The 26,513-nt window shown below is 35.1% G+C and carries 23 protein-coding genes, 2 pseudogenes and 1 other annotated feature; of the genes and pseudogenes, 6 read left to right on the top strand and 19 right to left on the bottom strand.

Features of this window, described 5'->3' with window-relative positions; genetic code table 11:
• Window positions 1-343: 343 nt before the first annotated feature.
• Window positions 344-1,210, bottom strand: a complete 867-nt coding sequence (locus MHI10_RS09100) for a LysR family transcriptional regulator (protein ID WP_340784803.1) — start codon at window positions 1,208-1,210, stop codon at window positions 344-346.
• Window positions 1,211-1,310: 100 nt separating this feature from the next.
• On the opposite strand from MHI10_RS09100, the gene MHI10_RS09095 reads away from it, so the two are divergent.
• Window positions 1,311-2,438 carry a YbfB/YjiJ family MFS transporter gene (locus MHI10_RS09095; protein WP_340784801.1) on the top strand — a complete coding sequence of 376 codons (1,128 nt, stop codon included), beginning with the start codon at window positions 1,311-1,313 and terminating at the stop codon, window positions 2,436-2,438.
• Window positions 2,431-3,444 carry an NAD(P)H-dependent flavin oxidoreductase gene (locus tag MHI10_RS09090; RefSeq protein WP_340784800.1) on the top strand — a complete coding sequence of 338 codons (1,014 nt, stop codon included), beginning with the start codon at window positions 2,431-2,433 and terminating at the stop codon, window positions 3,442-3,444. The genes MHI10_RS09095 and MHI10_RS09090 overlap by 8 nt, the downstream gene beginning before the upstream one ends.
• Before the next feature lie 680 nt (window positions 3,445-4,124).
• On the opposite strand, the gene MHI10_RS09085 is transcribed toward MHI10_RS09090, so the two are convergent.
• Window positions 4,125-5,036, bottom strand: a complete 912-nt coding sequence (locus tag MHI10_RS09085) for a DNA/RNA non-specific endonuclease (RefSeq protein WP_340784798.1) — start codon at window positions 5,034-5,036, stop codon at window positions 4,125-4,127.
• Window positions 5,037-5,308: 272 nt separating this feature from the next.
• On the opposite strand from MHI10_RS09085, the gene MHI10_RS09080 reads away from it, so the two are divergent.
• Entirely contained in the window at window positions 5,309-5,728 is a 420-nt protein-coding gene (locus MHI10_RS09080; protein WP_340784797.1) for a hypothetical protein, read from the top strand.
• A 162-nt stretch (window positions 5,729-5,890) separates the two neighbouring features.
• Here the strand turns inward: MHI10_RS09080 and MHI10_RS09075 are convergent, their stop codons facing one another.
• The 3 genes from MHI10_RS09075 to MHI10_RS09065 form a co-directional block, all read right to left on the bottom strand.
• Window positions 5,891-7,189, bottom strand: coding sequence for a transglutaminase domain-containing protein (locus tag MHI10_RS09075; RefSeq protein ID WP_340784796.1), 1,299 nt, complete (start codon window positions 7,187-7,189; stop codon window positions 5,891-5,893).
• Between the two features lie 173 nt (window positions 7,190-7,362).
• On the bottom strand, window positions 7,363-7,839 hold the full coding sequence (locus MHI10_RS09070; protein WP_340784795.1) for a Fe-S oxidoreductase: 477 nt from the start codon (window positions 7,837-7,839) through the stop codon (window positions 7,363-7,365).
• Window positions 7,840-8,036: 197 nt separating this feature from the next.
• Window positions 8,037-8,978, bottom strand: a complete 942-nt coding sequence (locus MHI10_RS09065) for an MBL fold metallo-hydrolase (protein WP_445683215.1) — start codon at window positions 8,976-8,978, stop codon at window positions 8,037-8,039.
• A 130-nt stretch (window positions 8,979-9,108) separates the two neighbouring features.
• Window positions 9,109-9,322 (top strand) — a binding site (T-box leader).
• A 134-nt stretch (window positions 9,323-9,456) separates the two neighbouring features.
• Here MHI10_RS09065 and proC point away from each other — a divergent pair.
• Window positions 9,457-10,263 (top strand): pyrroline-5-carboxylate reductase, encoded by an 807-nt coding sequence (gene proC / locus MHI10_RS09060; RefSeq protein ID WP_340784793.1) that lies wholly within the window; start codon window positions 9,457-9,459, stop codon window positions 10,261-10,263.
• A 1,158-nt stretch (window positions 10,264-11,421) separates the two neighbouring features.
• Here proC and MHI10_RS09055 read toward each other — a convergent pair.
• The 5 genes and pseudogenes from MHI10_RS09055 to MHI10_RS09035 form a co-directional block, all read right to left on the bottom strand.
• Complete coding sequence (locus tag MHI10_RS09055) at window positions 11,422-12,066, bottom strand: hypothetical protein (RefSeq protein WP_340784791.1); 645 nt, start codon at window positions 12,064-12,066, stop codon at window positions 11,422-11,424.
• A 70-nt stretch (window positions 12,067-12,136) separates the two neighbouring features.
• On the bottom strand, window positions 12,137-12,643 hold the full coding sequence (locus MHI10_RS09050; protein WP_340784789.1) for a PadR family transcriptional regulator: 507 nt from the start codon (window positions 12,641-12,643) through the stop codon (window positions 12,137-12,139).
• 6 nt (window positions 12,644-12,649) lie between these two features.
• Complete coding sequence (locus MHI10_RS09045; RefSeq protein WP_340784788.1) at window positions 12,650-15,115, bottom strand: ABC transporter permease; 2,466 nt, start codon at window positions 15,113-15,115, stop codon at window positions 12,650-12,652.
• The gene (locus MHI10_RS09040; RefSeq protein ID WP_340784787.1) at window positions 15,084-15,803 is read right to left on the bottom strand and encodes an ABC transporter ATP-binding protein; all 720 of its coding nucleotides are present in this window, start codon (window positions 15,801-15,803) and stop codon (window positions 15,084-15,086) included. Before MHI10_RS09040 ends, MHI10_RS09045 begins: the two co-directional genes overlap by 32 nt.
• A gap of 300 nt (window positions 15,804-16,103) precedes the next feature.
• A pseudogene (locus MHI10_RS09035) lies at window positions 16,104-16,497 on the bottom strand (DNA topoisomerase III); the annotation flags it as partial.
• Window positions 16,498-16,771: 274 nt separating this feature from the next.
• On the opposite strand from MHI10_RS09035, the pseudogene MHI10_RS09030 reads away from it, so the two are divergent.
• Window positions 16,772-17,989: pseudogene (locus MHI10_RS09030) on the top strand (IS110 family transposase).
• Window positions 17,990-18,388: 399 nt separating this feature from the next.
• On the opposite strand, the gene MHI10_RS09025 reads toward MHI10_RS09030, so the two are convergent.
• Complete coding sequence (locus MHI10_RS09025; RefSeq protein WP_340784786.1) at window positions 18,389-19,069, bottom strand: DUF3169 family protein; 681 nt, start codon at window positions 19,067-19,069, stop codon at window positions 18,389-18,391.
• Complete coding sequence (locus MHI10_RS09020) at window positions 19,066-19,272, bottom strand: helix-turn-helix transcriptional regulator (RefSeq protein WP_340784785.1); 207 nt, start codon at window positions 19,270-19,272, stop codon at window positions 19,066-19,068. The genes MHI10_RS09025 and MHI10_RS09020 overlap by 4 nt, the downstream gene beginning before the upstream one ends.
• Window positions 19,273-19,680: 408 nt before the next feature.
• Here MHI10_RS09020 and MHI10_RS09015 point away from each other — a divergent pair, with 408 nt between their 5' ends.
• Complete coding sequence (locus MHI10_RS09015) at window positions 19,681-20,451, top strand: hypothetical protein (protein WP_340784784.1); 771 nt, start codon at window positions 19,681-19,683, stop codon at window positions 20,449-20,451.
• A gap of 425 nt (window positions 20,452-20,876) precedes the next feature.
• On the opposite strand, the gene MHI10_RS09010 is transcribed toward MHI10_RS09015, so the two are convergent.
• The 7 genes from MHI10_RS09010 to MHI10_RS08980 all read right to left on the bottom strand — a co-directional run bounded on the left by MHI10_RS09010 (window position 20,877) and on the right by MHI10_RS08980 (window position 26,457).
• Entirely contained in the window at window positions 20,877-21,269 is a 393-nt protein-coding gene (locus MHI10_RS09010; RefSeq protein ID WP_340784783.1) for a DUF5412 domain-containing protein, read from the bottom strand.
• Window positions 21,270-21,663: 394 nt separating this feature from the next.
• Complete coding sequence (locus MHI10_RS09005) at window positions 21,664-22,023, bottom strand: nuclear transport factor 2 family protein (protein WP_340784780.1); 360 nt, start codon at window positions 22,021-22,023, stop codon at window positions 21,664-21,666.
• A 192-nt stretch (window positions 22,024-22,215) separates the two neighbouring features.
• The gene (locus tag MHI10_RS09000; protein WP_340784779.1) at window positions 22,216-22,599 is read right to left on the bottom strand and encodes an S-layer homology domain-containing protein; all 384 of its coding nucleotides are present in this window, start codon (window positions 22,597-22,599) and stop codon (window positions 22,216-22,218) included.
• 96 nt (window positions 22,600-22,695) lie between these two features.
• A complete protein-coding gene (locus tag MHI10_RS08995; protein WP_340784778.1) occupies window positions 22,696-23,226 on the bottom strand; it encodes a GNAT family N-acetyltransferase in 531 nt (176 codons plus the stop codon).
• 35 nt (window positions 23,227-23,261) lie between these two features.
• The gene (locus tag MHI10_RS08990) at window positions 23,262-24,728 is read right to left on the bottom strand and encodes an amidase family protein (RefSeq protein ID WP_340784777.1); all 1,467 of its coding nucleotides are present in this window, start codon (window positions 24,726-24,728) and stop codon (window positions 23,262-23,264) included.
• A gap of 90 nt (window positions 24,729-24,818) precedes the next feature.
• The gene (locus tag MHI10_RS08985) at window positions 24,819-25,826 is read right to left on the bottom strand and encodes a serine hydrolase domain-containing protein (protein ID WP_340784776.1); all 1,008 of its coding nucleotides are present in this window, start codon (window positions 25,824-25,826) and stop codon (window positions 24,819-24,821) included.
• Between the two features lie 133 nt (window positions 25,827-25,959).
• Window positions 25,960-26,457 carry a kinase gene (locus tag MHI10_RS08980; protein ID WP_340784775.1) on the bottom strand — a complete coding sequence of 166 codons (498 nt, stop codon included), beginning with the start codon at window positions 26,455-26,457 and terminating at the stop codon, window positions 25,960-25,962.
• Window positions 26,458-26,513: the final 56 nt, after the last annotated feature.

The raw sequence follows: 26,513 nt of genomic DNA, 5'->3' as shown, positions 1-26,513 counted from the left end.
TTTATCGGAGGGTTAGTGTAAGAAAGATGCGTATTTACAACCTTAAAGAATATGCACGAATTTATGCAACGACATCAACGTTGGATTATCACTAGAAAACGCTCAAACGATTGCTGTAATTGGCTTTGTAGAGAAATGCATAAAATACCTTATAAATAATGTTCATATAAAAATCCTAGAAATACTATTAAATCAGGATTTCTAGGATTTTCGTTTGCGCCAAAAATTTAATTTTGGAACGTTATTTAGGTTTATTTTGTATACTTTATAAATTTTTACTCTTCAGCAATCGCGCCTGATTGTTGAAGATCGTTATTAACTAAAGACATTCCCAAATAAAAGTTTAGGGAGACACAAATTTTGCATTCATTACTGCTAGACTGTTTACAAAATAACGTAATGCAACAGATGGATTATCTTTTCTATAAATAAACTCTGTAGGAACTTTTTTATAATGTTCGGCAGTTTCTTTCAAGTCTAAATCAAAATAGCGTGAATATCGTTCAAAGACTGATTTTGGTAATAACGTTACCCCTAGCCCTGCTTGTACACAGCCTAGAATGGCTTCAAGCGATCCCATTTCCATCACTTGATACGTTTTAATATGGTGTTCACGGAAGTATTTCTCCATTTGAAATCGGTATGTACATCCAGAACGAAAAACTAAAATGGTTGTATTCTCTAACACAGGATCTTTCCCCCGTGCAAAAATGAAAACAAGTTCCTCATTCACAACCAATTGCTTACCAAGTAAACTATGCTCTAATGGTCCAGAAATAAAAGCTCCATCTAGTTGATACTGTAGCACTTGCTCTATTAACATAGCTGTTGGTTGTGTCCGTACATTTAATAACACGTTTGGATAATTATCATGATAATCCATTAAGACTTTAGGTAAATAGATCGCAGCTGTAGTTTCAATCGAACCGATTTGTAAGGTACCTTTTGGCGACTGATCGTCTTGCATTGCATTTTCTGCTTTTTCCATCATTATAAAGATTTGGAGTGCATGCTCGTATAAATCTTTTCCTTTTGCTGTTACTTCACAACCTCTATTATGACGATGTAATAATTTCGTCTGAAGCTGATCTTCGAGTTTTGCTAGTTTCGTTGTCACGTTTGATTGGGAATAATTTAGTTTCTCTGCTGCTTGTGAAATAGTCCCGAGTTCTACGATATAGCGGAATGCTTTTAATGCCTCAATATCCATTATGCCCTCCTTGGTATTGATTTTATTAATACCTATTATATATTATTTGAATTTTTATTTATAGCTAGATGTTGGTACGATAGTTTAAGGGGGGATTTACATGAAGGTTATTTTGGGAGGCGTACTTTTATTAGCGGTAGCAATGGGGATTGGGAGGTTTTCGTATACACCTCTCTTACCATTTATGCAAGCTGAATTACATTTATCGAATAGTACAGCAGGTTTTATAGCGTTAAGTAATTACTTAGGTTATTTTGTTGGCTCTCTACTTTGTACATTTGTTGTATTTAAAAATAAGCGATTCGCATTAATAGCGATGATTTTGATTAGTATGCTTTCACTATTAGTTTTAGGAATGATGGAAAATATATGGTTGATTTTTATAGCACGATTTGTATCTGGTATAACAAGTGCCGTTATCTTTATTTTCACAACACAAATGATATTAACTTACATACAAACGATTCAAAAAAATCATTTTACTGGTTATTTATATAGTGGGGTCGGTGTTGGTATTGTCGGGTCAAGTATATTAATCCTGTTATTTTCGTCACATTTACATACGGGAGGACTATGGGTCTTGCTTGCGGTTATGAGTTTCGTTATAGGGATCATTGGACTTTACCTGATTCGAGCCATTCCGATTATGCCAGTACAGCCAAGAACTAAAGGTAAAAATACAGTCATTCTGTATTGGCTCTATTTTGCTTATTTCCTAGAGGGGCTAGGCTATATTATTACAGGTACTTTTATTGTGAATGTTGCTAATAGTACACCAACTATACAATTCGATAGTTCGCTTATTTGGCTCATTGTAGGGGTTGCAGCCATTCCGTCCTGTATGCTATTCATTCAATTAGCTGAAAATTTTGGTTATGCAAGTATGTTAACTTTAGCCCTTGTATTACAAGCAATTGGAATTGCCTTGCCTGCCCTTAGTATAACGAATTGGAGTTTCTTTTTAAGCGCTTTTTTATTTGGCTTTACATTTATGGGTATTACGGCTTTGACCAATGCCATTGTCAAACAAATAAATGTATCCGCAATTGGCATATTAACTGCATTATATGCATTAGGACAAATTATAGGACCTGCGATTGCAGGCTTTCTATTAGATAGATTACATTTTAGTGCCGCTTTTATATTTGCGAGTGTTGCAGTGCTAATAGCGAGTCTATTGGTTGTTATCTATTCAATCTTTGAAAGGAAGTGGATTTTACATGCTTAACGAATTAAAATATCCGATCATTCAAGCGCCGATGGCAGGGGGAGTATCTACTGTTAAGTTAGCACTTGCAGTATCACATAATGGCGGACTAGGTTTTTTGGCAGCCGGCTATAAAACCCCAGAAGTAATCGAGCAAGAGATTTTAGAATGTGATGCAGCGGCTTTACCATTTGGTGTTAACTTGTTTGTACCGCAAAACGATACCATGAATGAGGCTTTATATTTATATCAACATCGCCTTGAAGAAGACTTTCAAAAAAAATTGACGATTCAAGAACCGCATGATGATTTTTGGGCGGAAAAGCTTGAGTTAGTAATGAAATATAAAGTACCTTATGTTTCTTTTACATTCGGTTGTCCATCGAAAGAAATAATTGAGCGATTAAAGAGGATTGGTAGTCACGTCATTGTTACAGTGACGAATTTGTCAGAGGCTAAAATTGCAGTAAATAATGGGGCCGATGCGATTTGTTTACAGGGTATGGAAGCTGGTGGACATCGTGCAACATTTCAAAATGCGGATGAAGCTTCTTATGTATCATTGCTTAATTTAATCTATACCATTCGTAAGGAAATCCGAATTCCTACTATAGCTGCTGGTGGAATGATGAATGGAAAGGATATTCATCTCGCGTTATGTGCGGGAGCTGACGCTGTACAACTTGGGACAGCTTTTCTCTGTACGGATGAAAGTGGAGCTAACCCAATCTATAAACAAGCCCTTCAATCGGATCAATTTTCCGAAACAGCCCTTACACGAGCATTTACAGGTCGACTTGCGCGTGGATTAAAAAATGATTTTATGTCTACGTATGAAAGTTCTGCACCAGCAATTTATCCTGCTGTCCATACATTAACGCAGCCCATTCGTGCAAAAGCATTAAAAGATCAAAATCCTCATGCCATGTCACTTTGGGCAAGTACACGCTTTAAAGAGATTAAACAAGGGACAGTAAAGGACGTATTCGAACAACTAACAAAGGAATTAATTTTATGTCAATCTTAATAGGATTTCTATAAAAGCATTTAGCTTTCTAGCTATAGAGGTACGTTGCTGTGCTATAAGAGTTAGTTGCATAAATAGAAATTAAAGTAACAACGTATAAAGCATTTATTAAATAACTTAGTTTCGTTATTTTTAGTGTAGTAACTATAAATTCAAATACAATACATTATCAATATTTGTTTACATTATTCCACAATCTGTCTCGATTGCGGAATAATGTAAATGCACCCAAAGCGTTTGGGAAAATTGTTAGGTTACTTGCACTAAAGCACCCTTTAGTTGAATAAGATCAGTAACCATAATTAGCAACCTTTTTAGTTTCCCCCTGCTGAAACTGTGCATTAATATTCTGAACTGTTTAGGTTATTTCCACAATTGTTGCATTATATTGATACAAAGATTTCGTCAGCATTTAAAATGCTTTAGTCATTAAAAACTTCTATATTCCCAGATTTTCCAGAAAAATTATATTCTAATTCTCTAATACAGCCGCATTTTAAACATTTAATGCTAAACATAGGATCATCCTTCTTTGCGTCTAAAAGCTCTATTGCAATTGTCTTTATAATTGGTATAACAAACTGCTTCAGCTCTTCACCCCTACGTCGCTTTTTTGATTCTACTATGTAATAAGAAAGTTACCAAAGCATTGTTTGGCAACTTGTTTTGCTAAACGGGGCTTATTCACCTACCATACCGTCGTTATCGCGATCATCCATGAATTTATACAACCAGTGTTCGCGCGTTATTGGCATGCTATAACCAGCTGCTTTTGCTTCTGCGATTGTCACTTGTCCATTTCCATTTGTATCAACACTAGAAAGGTCACCTTCATTTGTTGAAGAACTTGTTAATTTGGACTCAGACTTATTATTTCCAGTTAGTCCAAGAGATTTGTTTACTTCATCAGGGTTCACATTGTCAAATGAATCCGTAACGACTTTTCCCTTTATTGTATAAGTATACTGATAACTTGAAGGAATCTGGGTTTCCGTATTCGGATATTTGATAATTGCTTCAAAATTAGTAGCTCCACCTGCTTTACGGATCGCGTCTTCCATGTAGGCTTGATCACCATGTCGGTTAAGCGTACTATTTTGTGGGGTAATATTATAAGCATTCGATACCCCTCCAAGAGAATCAGCAATTACATGTCCTTCATCTAAAAATTCACTTTCGACGCCAGGTATCTTTGCCTCATCAGAATAGTATCTGCCAGTCGATAATACAGGTTCGTTACGGTCATCTTGTAGAATAATTTCGTCAGCAATGACACGTACTAGTTGCCCGTATTCATTCGTAAATGCCCAATATTCACGGTCTCCGTAACCAATGTCAACGACGACGTTAGATTCACGATATCCAGACAAATTACCACCATCAACTTCAATTATTTTGTATCCTGAGAACTTGTCATTTTTTGATTGGGTTGGTGTTTTCTCTACTACTGGCTCATCAACAACCGTAGCGATCGTTTCTACTTTTTGTGAATCTGTTTCTTTATCTGTAACGGTTGCATCTTCTACGTTAGTACAACCAACAATAAAGATTGTTGTTAATAGGAAGATTAAATAGTTTATTTTCTTTTTCATTTTAGGACTCCTCATAGCATTTTTTTACTGAACATTCTAGAGATCTTTGAAAAAAACATAAATTAACTTTGTTAACTTATTTATAATAGTATATTACAATATTAATATTATTAATGTAGATACTTAGTTCGAAATTTATATCTATGTATTAAGTTGGAAATTTATCTGTTCATGGTTCGCAAATAAATGTAATTAAACCAATAATAGAAAACACCTTTTTCTTCGTGGTTTTTGTGTAGCTGTGCTATATTCAAAATGTCAGGAGTGAGTTGATGAAAAAGTTTTTAACTATTACCACAATAATTCTTGTTTTACTCGGAGCGGCTGGCTATGCTGTGTGGCATTTCGGGACTAATATCGCTTCCGAAAAAATAATAGCAAAAGTGGAAGCTACTTTAGATGACAAAAATCTAGAAGAAGTAAAATCCTATATCGAGAACGATTCGAAGGTTCAAGAATTTATTAACGAGGCGGCAAATAAAAATCCGGAAACTCTCCCCTTCCAAACTAAGGAAGAAGCGACACGTGTATTAATAAAAAAAGTGGGCGTTAATCGTTTACTTGATATTCAGGAACAAGCACAAAACGGTTCAATTAATAAGGATGAAGTATTATTCGAAATTGAAGGTAAACTATCTGAAGATGAATTTTCTGCTATAAAATATGTTTTATATAAGGAATTGAATAAATAAAACAACTACTCAACAACCTCACAATGTGTCGAGTGTGTGTGGCAACACATCGGTGCAAGTGCGATAAATTATAAAGGCTCGATTCCACTAAATAGGAATCGAGCCCTTTTTTATCAGTCTTCTACTATTGCTTTATTATTAAAGCAATCTTCGCAAATTAGCTTAATAGTAATCCACATCTGCCGTCTTAGGATATTCGTCAAACGCCCACACATGGTCCCGTGCCAACGTTTCATCTGCAAGTAAAAAATAGTCATAACGAATATTTTTTCCTTGATCCGGTATTGGGTCATTCCATGTCGTATCCAAATGATACCATTCCCCGTCCACCTTTACTAAATTCCACGCATGTCCACCAACTGGAATCGCATCACCCGTAACATACTGTGCTTCCATACCCATTTCATCAAACAATAGAAGCACTGCTAATGCATAGCCTTGACAAACCCCTTCCCCGTTCATTAAAACAGAATAGGGTGTATACGGACTTGCTTTGCTATCTAGCTCATATACCGTTTGCGAAACGATATAATCATTTACATATTTCACCTTTTCAACATCGGATAAGTTTGGCGGCATCTCCTCAACAAGCTGCTTTACCTTGCCGTGCATTTGCGCATGCTGCTCGGCAGTTAAATCATAATTCATCGTAAAATGAACTTCGGCATAGCTTCCATAATCATAGTAAGTTGATTGAATTTCTGTCGTTGTGCGGTAAAGATACGGCTCATTTTTGTCCATCCACGTATAGGCTTCTTCCATTATTTTCTTCATATCATGCTGTCTTGTATCTACATTTACAGTAAATTCACTTTTAAAATTCCCCATATAAAAAGACATGGCTTGCCCTAATGTTTCAGCCGAATTTACGACTTCTGGCAATTGATACGTTGGATAAACTGGTTCGATTAAATCATTCGAATCGGCATAATTAAACGTTTGTAACCGCTTTGGGTTATCTGAAAAAACAGCCAATAGCTCATCGATACTTTTCCGTGGATCAATGTCCCGCGCAATCGTTAAATTCGGATCTAAAGTTGGTAAGCATAAATCTGCCGCCTGCCATTCATCTCGTACAATCGAGCCAAATAGCAAGCTCGCAACTACTAATACAAACGACAGAGCAAATTTAATTGTCACAAGCAGCCATGAAAAAAAGCGCGTCATTGCATTTTTTGTTTTACGATTTAATTCGCGATGTATTTGCCTATCTAGCTTGTACCGCGATCTAAAAACACGCAAATAGCCCGTTTTCGCCTTGGCGTAGTCTTCCACTTGATTATAAATTAGATGTTCACTTTCTGAATAACCACTCATTATTTGTAATGGTTGTTTATTTATTTTAAGCCCTTTGCCAATAGCTTTTCGAATGTGCCATTGCACAAAAAAAGCACGGAGACACAGTAATGTTAGTAAAAGTACAACTAGAAATATAATTGTAAAAAAAAGAAAGTCACTCAATTTTCGTGCTCCTTTGAAATAGATTGGATAATTCATGTTATACGTTACATCTTTTCAATGGAAGCGTCAAAATATTCCTCACTGAGTGCAAAATAGGAAAAACCTGCTCAGATGTAAAGTGAACAGGTTTCATTTATGACATTTTCTCGCATTGTTTGCGCACTTACTACTTACTAATTGATTACCTCAGTAGATGATTTAATAATATTGCCATTATACAATTGTACTTTTTCATATTCTCCCTTTGGTACTTGTAGCACAAATGTGTGTGGCATGCCTTCATTTTTACATTCTTTCCCCTGCACAGCCATAAGCTGAACGGCTAATTTTCCAGCATCATTGTAAACACCATCCGCCGCAATACCACAGCTATCCGAGTAAGTCACAAGAAATACCGCCATATAATTGTCCATATCCACATTTATATTCTCTAATTGAAAGCGCCCTTGTAACTCTTTTAACTGCCCTTCTGTTTCGGCATATGAAATATATGGGACAAGTGACTCATAAACTGGTGCAATTTTTGCTTCGTAATGAACAATTTCAAATGGCACCGCCTGCTGTTCTGTAAATTGCGTTGCCCCGTCGCTCTTACTACTACTGCAACCTGCTAACACGAATAAAAGAAGGAATATCCAATATTTCCTCATGTTCGATTTCCTCCAATTTCTCTATAAAAGTTCTAATCAATCCTTATATGATTTTAGTGAAGATTCATCCGTTTATCAAATTTTTGCTTTCATTCTATGAATTCAAAGTTAATATAGAACTTTTTGGAAAACTATGTTCCTGCTTTAGAAATAATAAAAAGTCATCACTAAAAAATGATGACTTTCTTCCGTTCATTCTATAATCTACTATAATAAATAACTCCGTCTCGCATATTCGCTTCAATCATTTCATTATCTATTAAATAATCAAGCTGTCCAAGCGTTTCAGATAGCGTTAAACCGAGCTGTTGATGATATAGTCGTTCAAATAGCTGTGCCGTTAGCTCAAAATTCGTTTGTGGCTTAACGAGTAAATCATATACTTTTAATGCACGTTGCTTTTGGCGTTCCAAGCGATCATCTACTAAATCCCCTATTTCAGTAATTTCCCCACCATGACCTGTATACAATTTCGAAACATTTAACGCCTTCAATCTTTGAAGTGAAGCATTATATTGTAATAACGATTTCGGTCGTTCCATTGATAAATCAACAGGCGGTTCAATTAACGGATTCGATGATGTACGTTCAAGTAATAAATCGCCACCGATACATTCTCTCGTTCCTTCCTCTAAAAAAATGAGGTGACTTTGCCCATGTCCAAGCGTTTCATAAACCATTAGCCCTTTGTGACCCGGTACTTCATCCCCTTCTTTTAAATACCCCGTTAAAGGAATGGAACCAAAAAGTTCAATTTCACCTTTTACTTTTAAAACTTTTTGAATATAGTTTTCTGGCACGCCGCCTTCTCTTAATTGTCTCGCATAAAATGTTTCATGATACTGAAGAAATTCAGGTGTTTTTTTCATCCAATGGTCAATATAGGCATGTCCTAGTATTTCAGCATGACTAAAAGCATCAACCCAGCCCGCATGATCAGGGTGATGATGGGTTAATACAACCTGCTCAATATCCTTCATATCATAACCCGCACTTCGAATTCCCCATTTCAGTGCTTCGTAAGCTTCCTCGGTTTTAGGACCAACATCAAATAACGTGAGTGCATCCCCTTTTACTAAAAAAGCATTCACATCCCCTACTGGAAATGGTGTTGGTATTACTATTTTAAAAATGTCCATTGTCTTTTCCCCTTTATGTCTGTCTAATTGTGAATGATTATTCATTTATTCTACCTCTTTTCCTTCGATTCGTCACGTCAAAGGTTGACAGTTTTACCATACACTTATATAATTCTTGATAATTCTAAATTTACAGGCGATGAAAAAGCAAAGTAAATTATTTTGATGGTTAAAGAGAGTGCCGTAATCGCTGAAATCGGCATAGCCCGCTCTAATAATTGAACCTACTTTGGAGCCGTTATGACAACATAACCGTATCCTTTGCGATAAAAAGGCGAATGAAGTTGCACATATGAATGTGAACATAAGGTGGTACCGCGGAAACAAGCGTTTTCGTCCTTGCGAATGCTAAGGATGAGAGCGCTTTTTATTTGTGTTCACTTGTGATAAACCGTGTAAATCGCAAAGCTTATCACAATTCAAAATTGGGGTGCGATTAGGCCGAGGCGAAATTGATAGAAAATTGGAGGAATAAACTATGCAAAAAATTATTTTTATTGGTGCAGGCTCAATGGCTGAAGCACTCATACAAGGTTGGGTTGAAAATAAAGTCGTCAATCCGGCCGCTATTTTTGTATCAAATCGCTCTAATAACGATCGACTACAGCAGCTCGTAACAGACTATGGTGTTAAGCAATTAACAGCGTATGACGAAATGGTAGATGCAGATTTAATTATTTTAGCGATGAAACCGAAAGACGCGAAAGAAGCCATGAACAAAATCCAACCTTTTATTAGTTCGAATACTGCCATTCTTTCCATATTAGCTGGAATTAGTATCGAAACGATTGAACAGCATCTTGGACAACGCGCCATTGCACGCGTCATGCCGAATACTTCTGCCACAATCGGGATGTCCGCATCAGGTATTGCATTCAATTCGCTCGTTTCAAATGTTCAGCGTGCTTTATACCGTCAATTGTTAGAAGCGGTTGGCATTGTAATTGAGGTTGAAGAAGATAAATTACATGCCGTTACCGCGCTTTCAGGAAGCGGGCCTGCCTATTTATACTATTTATTAGAAGCATTTGAACGGGTTGGTTCTGAGTTTGGACTTACAAAAGAAATTGTCCGCCAATTAATGGTGCAAACCATTGCCGGTTCCGCAGAAATGATGAAAACGGGCAAGGATGAACCCGAAGTTTTAAGACGCAAAGTAACAAGTCCAGGCGGTACAACTGAAGCCGGCATTCGCGCGTTGGAAGCAATGCAGTTTAACGAAGCCATTGCCAATTGTATACGCAGTGCAGAGACAAGGTCACGGGAGCTTGCGCGCGGGGAATGAATGATGCCCCAGTGCGCATATTATTTCAATGTTATGAAACCGATTTTTATGCATAATCTCAGGTAAAGAATGGGTATCAATGTAAGTAAAACGGACACTAGCCATTATATTAACTATATTTGAGGTTTCATATATAAAAAGTTGTATAAATAACCCTTCATACAAAGAGCCACGAATGCTGATTTTGAACAACATTCGTGGCTCTCAATTTTATTTTTAAAGTTGCATTTGAAAACGTTGATTAGGTTTATTTTGTAAACCGATAGTGAACAGCTACGTTCTGAAGCATGGTGTATCAAAAGGGATACAATATATTGACTTACACAAGTATTGCATTGGACTATATCAGAATCAAGAGATCCCTAAATTACCGTCAGAATCATTTTGGAAGAAAAAGAATCGGGCTGGTAGATAATTAATAGATGAGGTGAATTTAGCCCTATCTCACAAACTTCAAAGACATGAAAAGAATTATGAATTACAAAATTTATTAAACCTAATAGTGAATAAAATCACAAATAAGGAATTAAAAACAACTCTTTAAAATGAATTAAAATCTAAGCAACACAAAATAGAACAACTTGAAAAAGAGCATAATATAAAAGAAGAAAGTATATTATCGTTAAAGAAATCACATGAATATATACAACAATTGAATAAACTGCAACAAGATTTAATTTCACAATTTTTTCTCCTAGAATAGTTTTCTCAGGAAAATTTAGTTTTTTTGATTCCGCTTTAAAGAAAATATTTTCTAAACCATTAGATTACCTTACGTTATTAAGGGAGGAAAAGACTCAAAGTTAAATTAATATAGCCGACTTTTTTAAGAACATACTGAAAAATAATTAAAGTGGCCCTACCAACAAAATGCGCAAAACGTATGTTATCAAATTTCGTCATGGAAAAAGCCGATATTGCCTACACTAAGGAATCATCGGCTTGATTTTATTGAACAAGGGGTACCTAAATATTGTGTAATGATAATAAAGTCGTAACTTTATCAATACCTTTTTATAAAAGTAAAATTAAACAACACTGTTAATTGTGGACATATATTCAAAGAATAGAATAATATCTTGTTTCCACTAATTATTAAATGGCGATTATAACTTGTATATGTCGTGATTGCGCGAATTTTTTTAATTCAAACTTACCCTATTTTTTAGGAAACAATGTATATGACCAAGAATAAATAAAGTCAGCAATAAATACAATTCCCCAAATTACACCTATTGCAAACGCAGCATCATTTGGATAAGGTGATCCTTTAGCATTTTCATTTTCTAGCCACGAAAAATCACTTAAGTACATCTTTATTTCTGCGAAACTTTCTGTACCAATTACCCACAGAATAGCTTGAACTGTTATGAACAAAACTAAATGAATATAGGATGATACACGATATTTCTTTGCAATATATTTAGGATTATTATTTTTTTCAATTATCTCATAATCTTTATCAGTCAATAATTCAACGCCACGTAACTTTCCAATTTTTTTACGCATCCAACGATCCAATTTGATAAAATCGAGTATACCAAATGTAAAAGCATAAATGATAAAGATGATAAAGATGATAATAACGATTTGAAAAGTTGATATTTCTCCTGTTTGACGATAGACATACAGTCCGAGTAATCCCTCAATTATCAACAAAAACAGAAATAAAAAAATAAATATTAGGCTATATCGAGGTTTTTTAAAAAAATAGCGAAATATACCGAATAAGATTAGGAATCCCAATGACAATACCTCTATAGAGATAAACAATTCCCAATTGTAATCTAGGATAACATCCAAAAAATATTCACTCCCTTTCAAAAGATTAATAAAGGCAAAGGTTATTAAAAGTGGAAAACTTCACCTAGAATTATGGGCTATTTCGCTTTTCAATTTGATTTATCCAGTTTAAATCTGCTTCTAAATGCAAGAGGGTACCAGTGATTAATAAATACCTATTCTCGTCACCTTGAAGAAGAAATTCCATTTTAAATTTAGTCAATTCCATGACATCTTTCATTATCATCGCTTTTTGTTGATCAAGCATTTTCTTTTCTTGTTCGAAATCACTCTTACGAGCACAGCTCCATTTAAAATGAAAGTCTTCTTTAGTAGAATGATAGGGTACAGGTTCCAGTAACCAATTTTCCAACTCTTTTTTACCTTCCGTAGTGATTTTATAAAGTTTTCTTTCTTGGTCGTCAATTCCTACAGATAAGACCAGTTGATCACGTACTAGACGGTCCAGTGTCGTATAAATTTGACCAGGATTAACTCTCCCTTTAACCCCCAGAAGAGATTCTAGCTCTAGTTTTAATTCATACCCATGATTTTTTTCTATAAATAGCAGTGTTAATATTCCGTACTTAACCGACATAATTGCTTAACCTTCTTTAAGTGATGATATAATATTTATTTTACTAGCCGTAGTACTGGAAATCCAAGAAGCAAAGAGACTTAGAGAAACACCAGCAATCAGTGCCAGAATAATATTCCCTAAAGGTAATTGAAAAGATATAAAACCTCCCAATAGTTCGGATTGGCTAGTTGTATAAAGTAAAACTACACCTGAAATTATACCACCAATAACCCCCGACAATCCTATAAGTAAACCTTCACTAATAATCATCATTTTAACTTGCTGTTTCGTAAATCCAAGCGCTCGCATTGTCCCTATCTCGGTGGTGCGTTCCAACGTATTCATTAATAAAGTGTTTGCTGTACCGATACTAGCTAGTCCAATGATTAAAACTAACATGACTAAAATTAACTCATTCATACCTGTTAATGCTGAAGTAGTTGATTTAATTTCATCTTCTACCGTTTCTACTTTTGAGAGATGAGTGCTGAAATCCAACCATAACTCATTACGTAATTGTTCACCGGTATATCCGTCATTTAAAGTTAATAACATGTCGAAATGATTCGCCCAACCAAATTCATTATTTAAATGATTCTTATCCATAAATGCAACATAGCCAGAGTAATTCGATGTTTTCACTACCTCAAGGACTTCAAGTTGTTGTTTACCTGAAGGTGTATTAATGTAAATATATTCTCCTATATTTCCACCCCATTCATCAAAAGCTCTTTCGCCGAGAACAACAGAAGGCTCCTTTGCCAGTTCATAATATAAATTTCCCTTTTTAGAACTTTCAAACAATGCGGGTCCTTCTTCACCTACAGCAAAGATGGAAAACTGTCTCTTCTCCCCATCAGTGGTTGCCCATGTAATTGGCGTAGCTTCCGTTAAAGGATCAACATTTTCAACAGCATCATACGATAATAACTTTTCTCTATCTACATCAGACCATGGTGCTTCTGATGAAACTCTCAGGTCTCCTCCATACGTATTTCTGATTTCATTTTCATAACCTTCAGGTGCGGATTCAATAACAGCACTTAGTAATAATATCACTGCAATTCCCACAGCAAGAATAGCAGCAGTATTAGCATTTCGATTTAATTGTTTTGTAAGGCTTTGCGTTGCCAGACTACCAGAGTAACCGAAGAATAATTTTAAAACTGGTTTAAATACTCTGCTCATGCCAAGTAACAATAATGGAAACAACAAAATGATGCTTGCCAAAATCGCTAAATAAGAGATGGGATGATTGATAAATACAAGAGCAAGCAAGCCAACACCTAGGACTGTCCTAACTATGTATAGGATTCTCGATGATTGCGTTTGATTTGCCATTTTTAATGTCAATAACACAGAGGTTTTCCCCGCATTGTAAATAGGAAATAATGAAGATACGGCAGGAAATAAAATTCCAATAAGTACAGCTATTAATGCAGGTATTTTCCAATTTAATGTGTAAACCACGTCAAATTCAAATACGCTTAGTAAAGTTTGCATGAACATATCCCCAAGCCAAATTCCTATAGGCACCCCAACAGCTGTACCTATTAGCCCCAACAGTAGTACTTCAATTAGAATAAGTCTGGAAACAGAACTTTGTAGATATCCGAAACTTTTCATGATTGCAAATTCCTTTTTTCTCTCCATAACACTTGTATAAATCATATTAAAAACAATGAATCCGCTAATAAACATAGACAACCCAGCAATTAAGTAAAAGAACGTATATAGTCCCCCTATATCGTTACTTTGCCGATCATCCGCGACAACTGGTTGTACATATGCATTTGAATTACGAAATTCTTCCTGGAGAGATTGAAAAAGTTTCTCTCCTTCTTCATTTGTTTGAAATCTAACATAGGAAAGTTTATCCTCCATACCAGTCCATTCTTGTAGCAATTCTAGTGGAGCCATGATTCGGAAGCTGGTTGATTCAGCACGCTCCCAGTTATTCGGACTTGCAAGCAACTGCGTATATTCAACAATGGCGGAAACCTTAGCTTCTCCCAAATCGGTAAACCTAATTGTATCTCCTACGTTTTTATTTAACAGATTTGCAACAGCTTTTGGTATCACCAAACCTTCATTATCCAAACTCCCTTCGATAACAGGAAGTTTCAATAAAGAGCTGTTTTGATCATTCACGCCTGTAATTCGGACGGATCTTTGATTTAGAGATTGATCACCCTCCAGCTCAAAAAAAGCTTGTTTATCAAGTGCAAGCAAGGTTTCCGTCACAATTGGACTAGTTAAAACTGACGAAACCACATCCTCAGAGTAAGTATGTTCATCACTTAGAACCCAATAATCCGCATTTGCCACATACATTTCTTCATAATAATCAAAAACATCATTTGTTGTTTTGTCTGCAATAAGCATAGATGTTACAAAAGCTATACCTAAGATTATCCCAAGTAGGGAAATAAAAAACCTTTTTTTACTTTGTGTTATATTACGCCATGAAATTCGCCACATATTTAGCATAATCATTATCCTTTCTAGAAATCACTTGATCAATAACACCATCCTTAAATAGAATAATTCGATCAGCACATCCAGCTGCAAAAATATCATGCGTTACCATGATGATTGTTTGATTATTTTCTCGATTGAATCTTAACAATAATCCGAGTATTTCTTCGGCTTTACCTCTATCTAAATTTCCTGTTGGTTCATCGGCTAATAAAACAGAAGGGTTATTAACTAATGCCCTGGCTATAGCAACTCGTTGTTGTTGACCGCCACTCAGCAAATTAGCACGTTTCCGACCAAGTCCTTTCAATCCGACAGAATCAAGCAGTTCCATAATAATTTGGTTCTTCTTTTTAGTTAAACTGCCATCTGCATGAAGAGGAAAAGCTATATTTTCTTCTATACTTAATGTAGGGAGTAGCTGGTAGTTCTGAAAAATAAAACCGATATACTTTCTACGAAATATCGTCCTTTCTTTTTCCGTCATATTACTTAAATTACTTTGATTTATTACTATATCTCCTTCAGTAGGGACATCAAGCCCCCCTAAAAGTTGGAGTAATGTGCTCTTTCCAGAACCACTTGGACCCATTACAGCCACAAATTCGCCTTCTTCAACGTTCAAATCAAATCCCTTCAAGACTTCAGTTCTTTCTTGTCCCTGTATAAATTCCTTTTTCAAATTTCTAACCTTTATCATGTTTTAATTCCTCCTATCCTTTCGTATATTATATACTAAGTATATAATATACGAAAGTTAAATCGTTTAAATTTCATTGTAAAATGTGTTTTGTTTATAAAAAACCCCTAAACACAATATATACTTAGTATACATTATGTTTAGGGGTTTTTTGTTCTATCATACAGTTTGATTATTTCTAGTGTTGATATTAGTACAATGCCTGATAATATTCAATTCTTAAGTATCTGTTTAAATTTATCATCTATAGAAAAAAAGAATCTTTTGTAAGTTTTGATGAAAAGTGGTACAGTAACTATTTTATTTATCAAACTTCGTTGCTTTTAATAATTCTGCAAATGGATTATTAATTGGTTCAGCCTCTTTTTCTTGTTGTTTTAAATATTTCTGTACTCTAAGTTTATCCATTTTGCCACTTCCTTCTTTTTTGCGACTAACCGCATTTACATGCAAAAGTTTGTCCTTCTCCTTCACCACGTTGTTCATTTTTCTTTTTACTGAGGGCAGCGAGCGTTTGTTACATGTTCTTGCGGTGACCACATTCACGATCTTGACATACTAACATTTTGCCCTTTTTACCATTCACTTCAAGCGTTGGTTTTCCACAGTCTGGACAATGTTTGTGTGAGATATTGTCGTGTTTGTATTTTTTATCTCTTGATTTAATTTCAGCAACCATTTCTTTTGTGTGCTCTTCCATTGCTAGACTAAAACACCCGCTCGTATTATAAGGTCAGCCAGAGAAATCTGGTTGACTATTTTTTATTCAATTTATAGATTGATAGTAGCCGGGGTAGAACGGAAGCACCCGTGGGATTTAATCCCGACAACTAACATGTTCACCCTCTACTTGTTAACACATGATTAGGCTGGTTGGGACATTGTGATCCCGTATAACAAGCGAACATATGAATGACAAGGTAGTTAGAGGTTACCGGTCAATCCATTATCCTAGGAGGAGATAATTTATGAATCCAGTTGTTGGCCTGGATATCGCAAAAGGTGAAAGTCAAGTTCAAATGTTCTTGGATAAAAAAATGCCCTATAAAAGCAGTGTGAAGGTTGAACATACGGTGGAAGGACTTGAGGAGTTACACGCTTATTTACTAGATTTAGAGCGTCAAACAGGGATGAAACCACCTATTGTTTTAGAAGCGACAGGTCACTATCATGCCCCTGTTGTACAGTTTTTAGAGGCAAGAGAGTACATTGTCATCATCGTAAATCCACTGGTATCTTATCGAGCAAAAAGCTCTAATTTACGAAAAACGAAAACAGATGCAATTGATGCCTATCACTTAGGTGAACTGTATTACAAAGAGGATTTAGAGCCTCAGAAAAAGCGTGGTATTCAGCTTTTAAACCTTCGACATCTAACACGGCAACACGAAAATATGACAGGAATTATGGTTCAAACAAAGCTACAATTTCAAGCTGTATTAGATCAAGTTTTCCCTGAGTATAAAGGAGTTTTTGGTGATTTGTACGCTGAGATTTCATTAAGGACTTTACAGTCCTACCCTACATCTGAATCAGTACTAGGCGCAGGTGTAGAAGAGATTGCACGTTTTATTGATAAGCATTGTAAAGCACGTTCATTTAATTGGGCGCACGAAAGAGCTGAGGGATTAATCGCAGCTGCAGAACGCAACCCATTTCAGTCAACGCTTTATCAAAGCCTTCTCGTCAGTCTGAATATGTATATTGATTTACTTCAAGCGTACCGCCAACAACTTTCTACGTTAGAGCGTGAGATTGATCAATTGGCGGCACAACTCGAAGAATATGAATTAATCCAGACACTTCCCGGTGTAGGTGAAAAAATCGCTGCCACGATACTTTCAGAAATTGGGGAAATTGACCGGTTTAATCATCCAAAAAGTTAGTAGCTTTTGCGGGACTAGATCCCAGTGTGTTTGAATCTGGACGCTTTAAAGGCACGAACAATCACATTACCAAACGCGGATCAGCTAGACTTCGGCATATGCTTTACACAGCCGTTCGCTGTTCGATTCGAGATAGCCGTAAAAAGAAAACAACCGAAGAAACTATTGCACGGAACAAACGATTTAAAACGTGAAGAAGGTAAGCCATATAAAGTAGCCATTATCGCTTGTGCTAATAAGCTTTTACACTGGATTTATGCGATTTTAAAAACGAAAACGCCGTTCCAAGAAAATATATAATAGTAGCATTTTCATATAAAACAAAAACCTTCCAAAATAAATTCGGAGGGTTATTTGTGTTGCGCATTTTTAGTATAACATGAAGTGTTTTTCGATTTAAAATGTTTTCCTTGACATTCTATTAGCTGGTTAGTTAATAATAAACTTTAAATCCAATCCTTAATATATGCTAGTAAACCAATTATGGCACCAATACTAGCTCCTTAAAAAATGGACAAAGCTAACTTTCCATCCTTTTTCTCTTTTTTACTTATTTCTTTATACATGGCTATACCCCCTTTCAAATTTAGCGATTGACGGTTCTTTATTAAACCAACAAAATGATGTACTTAAATCTTTACGAATGCCTTAAGATTATAAATTTATATTTTTAACAGTATCCAAAATAGAGTTTAACTCCTAATTTTTATGCGACTTCTGCGGTTTTAAACTACTTGAGAAGATTAACAGACAAAGGAATAAAATGAACCCGATTCCAATAATACTTACAGTTTGGTTATTGCCGGAGAAGATAGAGTAGTACATAAGTGCGAAAATTAATAAGACGAGTAACGATATAATTAGAAAATATAATTTATACAATGATTTTAATAATACATATTTTTGTCCATCATCAAACATATCTAATGTATCTAGAACAGGCTCCTTTGAATTCGGTTTAGGTGGCGAATAATTTGGAAAAATAATAGATGTCATTTTAGAATCTGATATTGCAAAGAGAAATGAAATAGCGCCAATAATAATGGACACGAATACAATTTGAGGATGTTCATCTCGTAAAAAGATAAAGCCTATGACAGTTGCTAAAAAAGCTATAATCAATGCTGTTATAACTGCGTTCGAAATACGATAATGCCTTCGTTCAAGCGAGTGAAAAAAAGCGTCTTCATCATTAATCGATGGATGGTTCAATGCACGTGTTAGTTTTAAATTATAACCGGCTGCGAAGGCTACTAATAGGCTACTGCTTATATTGCAAATGAATAAAAGTAACTCTGTTGTAGTAATAGCGGTATACGATCCCCATAATTGTTGTGCGCTGTAAAAAGTAATCAATAATGCAATTGTTAACAAAATCATTCAAGTTCCTCCTTCTCAAACATAAAAATTTGTTCAATAGGTTCTTTAAATACATGGGCAATTTTTGTAGCAATTAACAAAGATGGCATATATTCATTTCTCTCGATTAGACTAATTGTCTGGCGAGAGATTTTTGCCTTTTTAGCTAAATCGGTTTGGTTCAGGCCATCTCTAGCTCGCAGCTCCTTTAATCTATTTTTCATTTCATCACCTCAAATTGATTGTAAACGATAGAAGTCAAAATGACAACGATGATAGTCAAAATAATTATTATCATTGTCATTTATATTTTAAATATATTGTTTGAGAATAAGGAATTGATATAACTATAGGCAGCTGGGACTACAAATATTTTATATTTTTGCTTAAAAGTGAGATTGCGTATTTGTAACAAAACATCCATGAAATTTTAACTCTCAACCTAGGAAAGAGAAACTTTCTTCACAAAAAAGTATGTAGTATTTATGTTCCTATGAGATAATAAACAGACAGACCAAATGTTTATTTATTCCAGTATTACTGCCTAAGAATATCACGTGGACAATAATTTCAAATTTTTGAAGTGATGTTAATACAAATTTCCGAAAAATGATTCTTGGGGGGACGATCCTTTGAAGCCGATGAAATTAAACGGATTAATCTTATTACTATCAACACTTTTTCTATTTGGTTGTACTGAAAACTTAGAACAAACCGAATTTATCGATGAAACAGAAAAAGAGATTGCAAATTCTAACCAACAATCTTCAATTGAAGAATCATTAACAAATGAACAGATGGAGATATTGTCTTATGAAGATATTAATTCTAGGGATGATTTAGAGATAGTAGAAAATGTAGCAGAGTGTGAAGAGGAAGCTATCTATTGTTTTAATTATACTTCTAATATGATTGTCAAGATGGAAATGGATGACGTTCAAAGGGAATTTTACGAATTAATGATGGACTACCAACTACCAGCAGGAGGAGTACTTGAAGATGAGGGTAGTTTATATGAAATTGTCATTTATGAAAACGGATATAAGTTCTTCACAAAAAATAAAATGCTACACCAAGCCCCTTATCACTCTACTGATATAGTTAAACCGACAGAAGAACAATATTTTGGAATTGTAATCATGTGGGTGGAGTTGTTTGGTGGTGGCACAGAAGGAATAGAAAATAAAGAACACGCACAAGAAAGACTAAATGGATTAAATGGGCTTAAAGAGTTTGCACAAGATGAAATAGTATTCACTTGGATTGAAGATTGTTCTACCATTCTTCAACAAATAATAGATGAAGAAAATCCAAAACAAGAATTGTATCTTACAGCATTGAAACAATTAAATTATCTTGGTTATGTAGTTGAAATTTATCGATATGAAAATGGGAATCTTTGATAAATAGGCAGACGTGTTAATTATGCATGAAAACACTGAATAAATTTAGTAAATTCCGTATTTTCCCTACATGGTTTCTTAAGAGTCAATCAATCCCATTTTTAAACTACTCGATTTTCAGCTATTATTGACGATTCGCATACTGCATTGCCCGTTCTAAAGCGGCTGCCGCATTGATGCGCGTTATTTCTGAATTGGGCTTGAAAGTGCTATCTAGAAAGCATAATGCGGTATTTGAAATGATAATTTGTGCGCATATATAATGATTTGAGTTAGCCTTCGAGGGATGTTGGAGATAAAGCTGTGAAAGCCACGAATGTTCGTGGCTTAATGGTCCATCCCTATACTTAAATTTTGTATCGTTCTCTAACCATTATTTAAAAATATCATTCGAACTGTAGCTAAACAAAACAAGGTAAGCCCAATTATTGTTTACGCCAATCATAATTTCCATTAGGTACTTCGAGCGTATGCCCATTAATTACTACTGTTTTATTATCTAACCACTCAATTTTGGCTGTTGATTCTCGATAATTCCAGTAGATATTTTTTGTTTTACCATTACGTTTATTAAATACTAATTCACCTCTTACAGCATCAGCGCTTAAGCTTGTACCCGATACATAAGTTTTTAAAGTATACGTACCATCAGGGGAGGTTGCTTCCGTAAGATATTCTCCCGTTGGCAGCCTGTTCATATCGAAAAATGCCCAATACACTCCATATCCAATAAACCCCGTAAATAAAAAACTAATAATCAGTATAACTTTTACTATCTTTTTTCGCTTTGTCCCTTTTGCATTTGATTCAACAGTCATAAACTACCCCCATTGTCACTTTTGATATAATGTTAAATAACCCCTTTTATTGTTGACTATTTTAATTTAATTTAGTTCCCAAACGTGATTTTAGGACAGTTAGAATGCTTGTTTTTAATTTAAGTGTTATATACAACCTATTGGATTTTTTCATTTCACAATGGAGCAATTATTATATATATCTTAGATGCTAAAATTACGGTTGGGAGGGGAGTAAATTTCTATTGCAATCAATCCGCCCAGGTAAAAAACCACGAGCATTGACTTAACAATATTCGTGGCTTAACGGTGTCCGCTAACTTGCAAATGGGACATTTATTCAGTTTTGTTTATTTTGTCCAATTTATCGACCCATGATTCATTAAAACAATCGTAAATTTTGCAATAATCACAGTTAAGAAGTTACCTTTGTCCCCTGATGAAAATGCATCTTCCAACGACCGTCAATTAACTTCCATATCGAACTGCGTAATGAATGTTGTTCAGTCATCGCGTTATAAATCCGGTAAGTTGTTAAAACTATTTCTTCAGACAATGGATGAATCTCAAAATCACTCATTTCCATTTGCACTATTCCAAGATTCATTTCCCCAACACTTTCATTTTTGTACAATACTTTACCCGAGCTTCCGAATTCAAAAAAACTGTCTGCTAGAAGATTCGTTAGCTCATCATTTGATATCCTAATTTCTGGTTTTAATAATTTTTCTTCCAGTTGAAATAACTGTTCTTTTAACGAAAATCTATATTCCATTATATCCTCACCTTTTCCTGTTCATTTTATCTGTTTCTTAAAGAGATTTATTAATTCCTATTTCTTAATTTGGTGAGCCTAACCCCTCTATCTCCATAAATTGTGCCAAATAATCAAATAAAGTTTGGTTTCCCTACATGTTTTCTTAAGTTTCAATCCAGCTCGTTTTTAAACTAACTCGATGTTCAGCTATTATTCACTATCCGCATACTGCATTGCCCGCGCTAAAACAGCTGCGGCGTATATACGTGTGACTTCGAGATTTGGCTTAAAAGTACCATCTGGAAGTTCAAATGCACGTGCGATCAAGATTGCCAACTGTCCACGTTTTAATTTTCCATTTGGCTCAAATTTTGTTGCTGTTACGCCATTTACAATGCCCGCATCAACTGCTGATTGGATAAAACCTGAATTATCATGCGATGTTGGTATATCATTAAATTTTGTTTCACTTGATGTACCACTTAAATTTCTCGCTTTCGCAATCATCACTACCATTTCTTCGCGAGTAATTACGTCATTAAAACGAAAGCTTCCCTCTGTCTCAATGACCAATTTTTTTTGTAAATAAAACACGTCCTCACGATTCGGATGCGATGTATTTGCGTTACATTAAAATAATTTCTCGCTATTAATAAAATTTATACACCTGATGCACAAACAATATTCTACTCAATGTTTTATTGCAGCTGTATTCCAATCTTCTTCTAAAATAGCGTAATAATATTCATCCCACCACTCATTTCCGTTTGGAATACATTTTTTGAAATACCCTTCCCTTTTCATCCCAATCTTCTCCATAACTCGATACGATGCGGTATTCTGAGGCTGACAAGTTGCTATAATCCTATGTAATTTCATTTTTTCAAAACCAAATTGTAAAATCGCTTTTGCTGCTTCAGAAGCATATCCTTTATTATAATATTTAGGATTGAATACCCATCCAATTTCGTATGTATGGTCACCAAAATATTTGTCAAAAAAGATATGTCCAATAAGAATGTTTTCATCTTTCAATATAACAGGGAACTTTCCTGCTTTATCCCCCATATTTTGATTTATAAATTCTTTCGTAGCTTCTTCAGTAAACACACCCTCAGGAATATATTTCATAACTTTTGTATCGGATGTATATTCATGTACACTTTGCCAATCGTCATACGTAAATTTGCGTATGATTAATCGATCCGTTGCTATATTCATTTCATCGTCCCCTTATAATATTCAAATAAAATCCCCTATAACTTTGGAGCAATACGATGCTTTGTTGCCTGTTCAAATGCAAAAGCGAATTTGATTAAATTCCCTTCGCTAAAAGCCGTGCCTGCAAACGTCATTCCGAATGGTCTGCCATTGTCCATATAGCCAGCTGGTACTGCTATAGATGGATAGCCCGCTTTCGCACTAATGGTTGAACCAATATAAGACGGAAAAACAATTGCATCGAGGTCATACTTCTTCAAAGCATAGTCAATTCCTTGTTCTTGAGAAAAATATAAGTCTTCTAATTTTGCATTTAAATATTCGGAGTCTCTTAGTGTATTGGAATAACTTTCTCTACGTTCTAATTTATCTTGCCCATATTTCAATGCTTTTTCGCCAATTTTTCGATTGAATTGAATCAATTCAGATATTGAATGAACCGGCATATGAGAAGGCAACTTAGAAAGGTAATTATCTAGGCTATGTTTCAATTCATATAAAGGTACGTCCCATTTCCAATCTCTATGAAAAGAAGGAATATTGATATTTTCAATTATCGTTGCGCCTTGTTCAGTTAAAACTTGAATCGCATTTTGAAATAATTGTACATCATATTCTCCAGAGTCATAATAGCCTTTCGGTGCATCATTAAATATTCCAATTCTAGCGTTGTTTAATCCTTTCGAATCTAAATCTTTTGTGTAATTTTGTTGTGAGTTCCCTTCACTTTTATTAGTAGCAATACCATGGTCATCTGTTCCCCCTAATGCACCTAATAAAATGGCTGCATCTTTAACAGTTCTCGCAAACGGTCCGGCAGTATCTTGAGAATATGTAAAAGGGATAATACCATTGCGGCTGATTAAACCAACAGTAGGCTTAATTCCCACTACCGAATTTTGAATAGCAGGACTAAGAATGGAGGCATCTGTTTCAGTCCCAACAGCTAGTACTGAAAAATTCGCAGCAACTACCACTGCGGGTCCAGAACTAGAACCACCAACAAAAAGTGTAGGGTCGCCGTATGGATTTAATGTTTGTCCTCCTCTAGCACTATAACCTGCCCACATTTCACTCGACATACCATTTGCTAATTCTGTCATATTGGCCTTTCCTAACATAACAGCACCTGCCTCACGCAGTTTTTTTACAAGAAAAGCATCTTGAAAGGCTAAGTGGTTTTCTAATGCGAGTGTTCCAGCACTTGTATGCATGGAATCCTTTGTTTCAATATTGTCTTTGAGTACAACCGGAATACCGTGTAAAGGACCTCTAGCACCTTTTAAATTTCTTTCATTATCTAGTGCTTCTGCTATAAATATCGCTTCAGCGTTTATTTCAAGCATGGAATTAATTTGTGGTCCAGTCTGGTCAAGGTTTGCAATTCGATTTAAATAATACATAACTAATTCTTTGGATGTTATTTCACCACGATCCATGGCTTCTTGAATTTGATCGATTGATAGTTCTTCTCTGAAAAAGTTTTTGAATTTTATTTCCATAATAAATTAACCAATCTTTCTGTTTTTCTTCTATAATTGTATAGAGAAAAGCTATTTTGATATCCATAGCACGTGATTTGTTTAAATCAATTATTTTAAATCCAACATAACAGCATCACCAAAAGCCCTAACATCCTTCAAGTAATCATACCCTCCAGGATTTCCATAGCTATTAAATGCTCTGACGGCTACGATATTCTCACTTGGAATGACTAAAAGTGTAACCGTCGTATAACCTAAAATTTGATAGGCACCATTTGGCACAAGCTCCCCTATCTCGGATTGATTAGCCTGCGTATCTTTCACAAACCAAAAAATCCCGTTCTCAGGTAAATCCGCATTCGAATAAGAAGGATTTTGTAAAGTCGTAGCCAATTTAAAAATGTTCGAATCAATCACTTGTTTTCCATTTAACGAACCATTATTTAAATGTAAAAGCCCCCATTTCGCTAGTTCACGTGCTGAGGTATATAAATTCTTTTTGCTACCATCAAGGTTTAGGGAAGCAGCCCAATGCCTATTATTTTCTTTTCCTATGACGTCAACGAATGTATCATCAAATGTGTTGTACCAATTTGTTTCAGTAAAATGTAAAGGTGTAAAAACTTCATCGGTTACTATTTCAGCAATCGTTTTTTTCGTTGCAAGTTGAATAATTTTAGCAATTAACTCAACATTAATATCACGATATGCCCAGCTCGTACCAGCAGTAAATTCCCTCACCACTTCTCCATTTCTTTCTATAAGACCATGTGAATGCGTAACAAGATGGCGAATTGTCGTTCCTTTATACAATTCATTCTGTTGCGATATTGGAAGGTAAGTTAAAATTTCATCGTCTAATGATTGAATGAATCCATGATGGAGCGCATACGCAACAGCAAATGCGACATAACTTTTGCGACAGGAAGCAATATGAAACTTTGTATCTGATTGTACAAAACGAGCATCTTCTTTGGCAGAATGTTTCCCCCAATATCGTTCGACCTGCAATTCGTTGTTTTGGTAAATTACAAGTGCTGCGCCTGTACAATCTAATGTTTGATATGTATTATCTACGGAATCTATTACATTTTTAAAAGTAGTAGATAGCTCCAAAATATATGGACACCCCTTTCATCGTTTTGCAATATTCAGTATATAATAAATGCAATTTTTAACAATTAAAAATTTGTCCTCTCCGGAGTTTAAAAAAGGTTTCATGGTACTGTTTTTTATAAGTCAAATCGAATTAGTTTTGTATTTGACTTATAATTAACTCAAATACATCGCTTTGTGACATCTTATCCGTCAATTTTACTTCTCCATCAACGCCAAGATAGTCGTTTGGTTTCCACCAAGCACGTAACGTTTCTTCTCCAAATTCGGACTTTTTCGAACGAGTATTATGACGTTTGACCGTTTCTTCAAAAGATAAATCATAATAATATGTATACGCTTTTTGACCATAGAACTGGATTAGATGATTCAACATTTCTCCATAACGATCTTTATTCAAGATTCCTTCTACAATGACAAATTCACATTTATCTTTACCGTATTCTGCTATTTGGCGAATTAAATCAATTGAAAGGTTGCCTTCTCTATCTTTAACCATTAACATATCGCGACGGACTGCATCCTGAGAAACCAACAACGTGCCCTGCCCTAAATGATTTTGAAGACTCTTCGCAGTAGTCGTTTTACCACTCCCAGCGTTTCCCCGTATAATAATCAGCTTAGATTCCATATTGTTTTCATACACCCCTAATTACTGATCATTTATTTAACTTCCACAATGAATTC

Source organism: Solibacillus sp. FSL K6-1523, from assembly GCF_038005225.1.
Lineage (GTDB): Bacteria > Bacillota > Bacilli > Bacillales_A > Planococcaceae > Solibacillus.
Note: the sequence above shows the minus strand (reverse complement) of the source record. Positions and strands in the feature narration are given on the sequence as shown.

Bases quoted from the DNA above. Each gene is read 5' to 3' on its own strand.
- MHI10_RS09100 (WP_340784803.1), bottom strand. From the start codon at position 1,210: ATGGATATTGAGGCATTAAAAGCATTCCGCTATATCGTAGAACTCGGG.
- MHI10_RS09095 (WP_340784801.1), top strand. From the start codon at position 1,311: ATGAAGGTTATTTTGGGAGGCGTACTTTTATTAGCGGTAGCAATGGGG.
- MHI10_RS09090 (WP_340784800.1), top strand. From the start codon at position 2,431: ATGCTTAACGAATTAAAATATCCGATCATTCAAGCGCCGATGGCAGGG.
- MHI10_RS09085 (WP_340784798.1), bottom strand. From the start codon at position 5,036: ATGAAAAAGAAAATAAACTATTTAATCTTCCTATTAACAACAATCTTT.
- MHI10_RS09080 (WP_340784797.1), top strand. From the start codon at position 5,309: ATGAAAAAGTTTTTAACTATTACCACAATAATTCTTGTTTTACTCGGA.
- MHI10_RS09070 (WP_340784795.1), bottom strand. From the start codon at position 7,839: ATGAGGAAATATTGGATATTCCTTCTTTTATTCGTGTTAGCAGGTTGC.
- MHI10_RS09065 (WP_445683215.1), bottom strand. From the start codon at position 8,978: ATGGACATTTTTAAAATAGTAATACCAACACCATTTCCAGTAGGGGAT.
- proC (WP_340784793.1), top strand. From the start codon at position 9,457: ATGCAAAAAATTATTTTTATTGGTGCAGGCTCAATGGCTGAAGCACTC.
- MHI10_RS09050 (WP_340784789.1), bottom strand. From the start codon at position 12,643: ATGTCGGTTAAGTACGGAATATTAACACTGCTATTTATAGAAAAAAAT.
- MHI10_RS09045 (WP_340784788.1), bottom strand. From the start codon at position 15,115: ATGCTAAATATGTGGCGAATTTCATGGCGTAATATAACACAAAGTAAA.
- MHI10_RS09040 (WP_340784787.1), bottom strand. From the start codon at position 15,803: ATGATAAAGGTTAGAAATTTGAAAAAGGAATTTATACAGGGACAAGAA.
- MHI10_RS09025 (WP_340784786.1), bottom strand. From the start codon at position 19,069: ATGATTTTGTTAACAATTGCATTATTGATTACTTTTTACAGCGCACAA.
- MHI10_RS09020 (WP_340784785.1), bottom strand. From the start codon at position 19,272: ATGAAAAATAGATTAAAGGAGCTGCGAGCTAGAGATGGCCTGAACCAA.
- MHI10_RS09010 (WP_340784783.1), bottom strand. From the start codon at position 21,269: ATGACTGTTGAATCAAATGCAAAAGGGACAAAGCGAAAAAAGATAGTA.
- MHI10_RS09005 (WP_340784780.1), bottom strand. From the start codon at position 22,023: ATGGAATATAGATTTTCGTTAAAAGAACAGTTATTTCAACTGGAAGAA.
- MHI10_RS08995 (WP_340784778.1), bottom strand. From the start codon at position 23,226: ATGAATATAGCAACGGATCGATTAATCATACGCAAATTTACGTATGAC.
- MHI10_RS08990 (WP_340784777.1), bottom strand. From the start codon at position 24,728: ATGGAAATAAAATTCAAAAACTTTTTCAGAGAAGAACTATCAATCGAT.
- MHI10_RS08980 (WP_340784775.1), bottom strand. From the start codon at position 26,457: ATGGAATCTAAGCTGATTATTATACGGGGAAACGCTGGGAGTGGTAAA.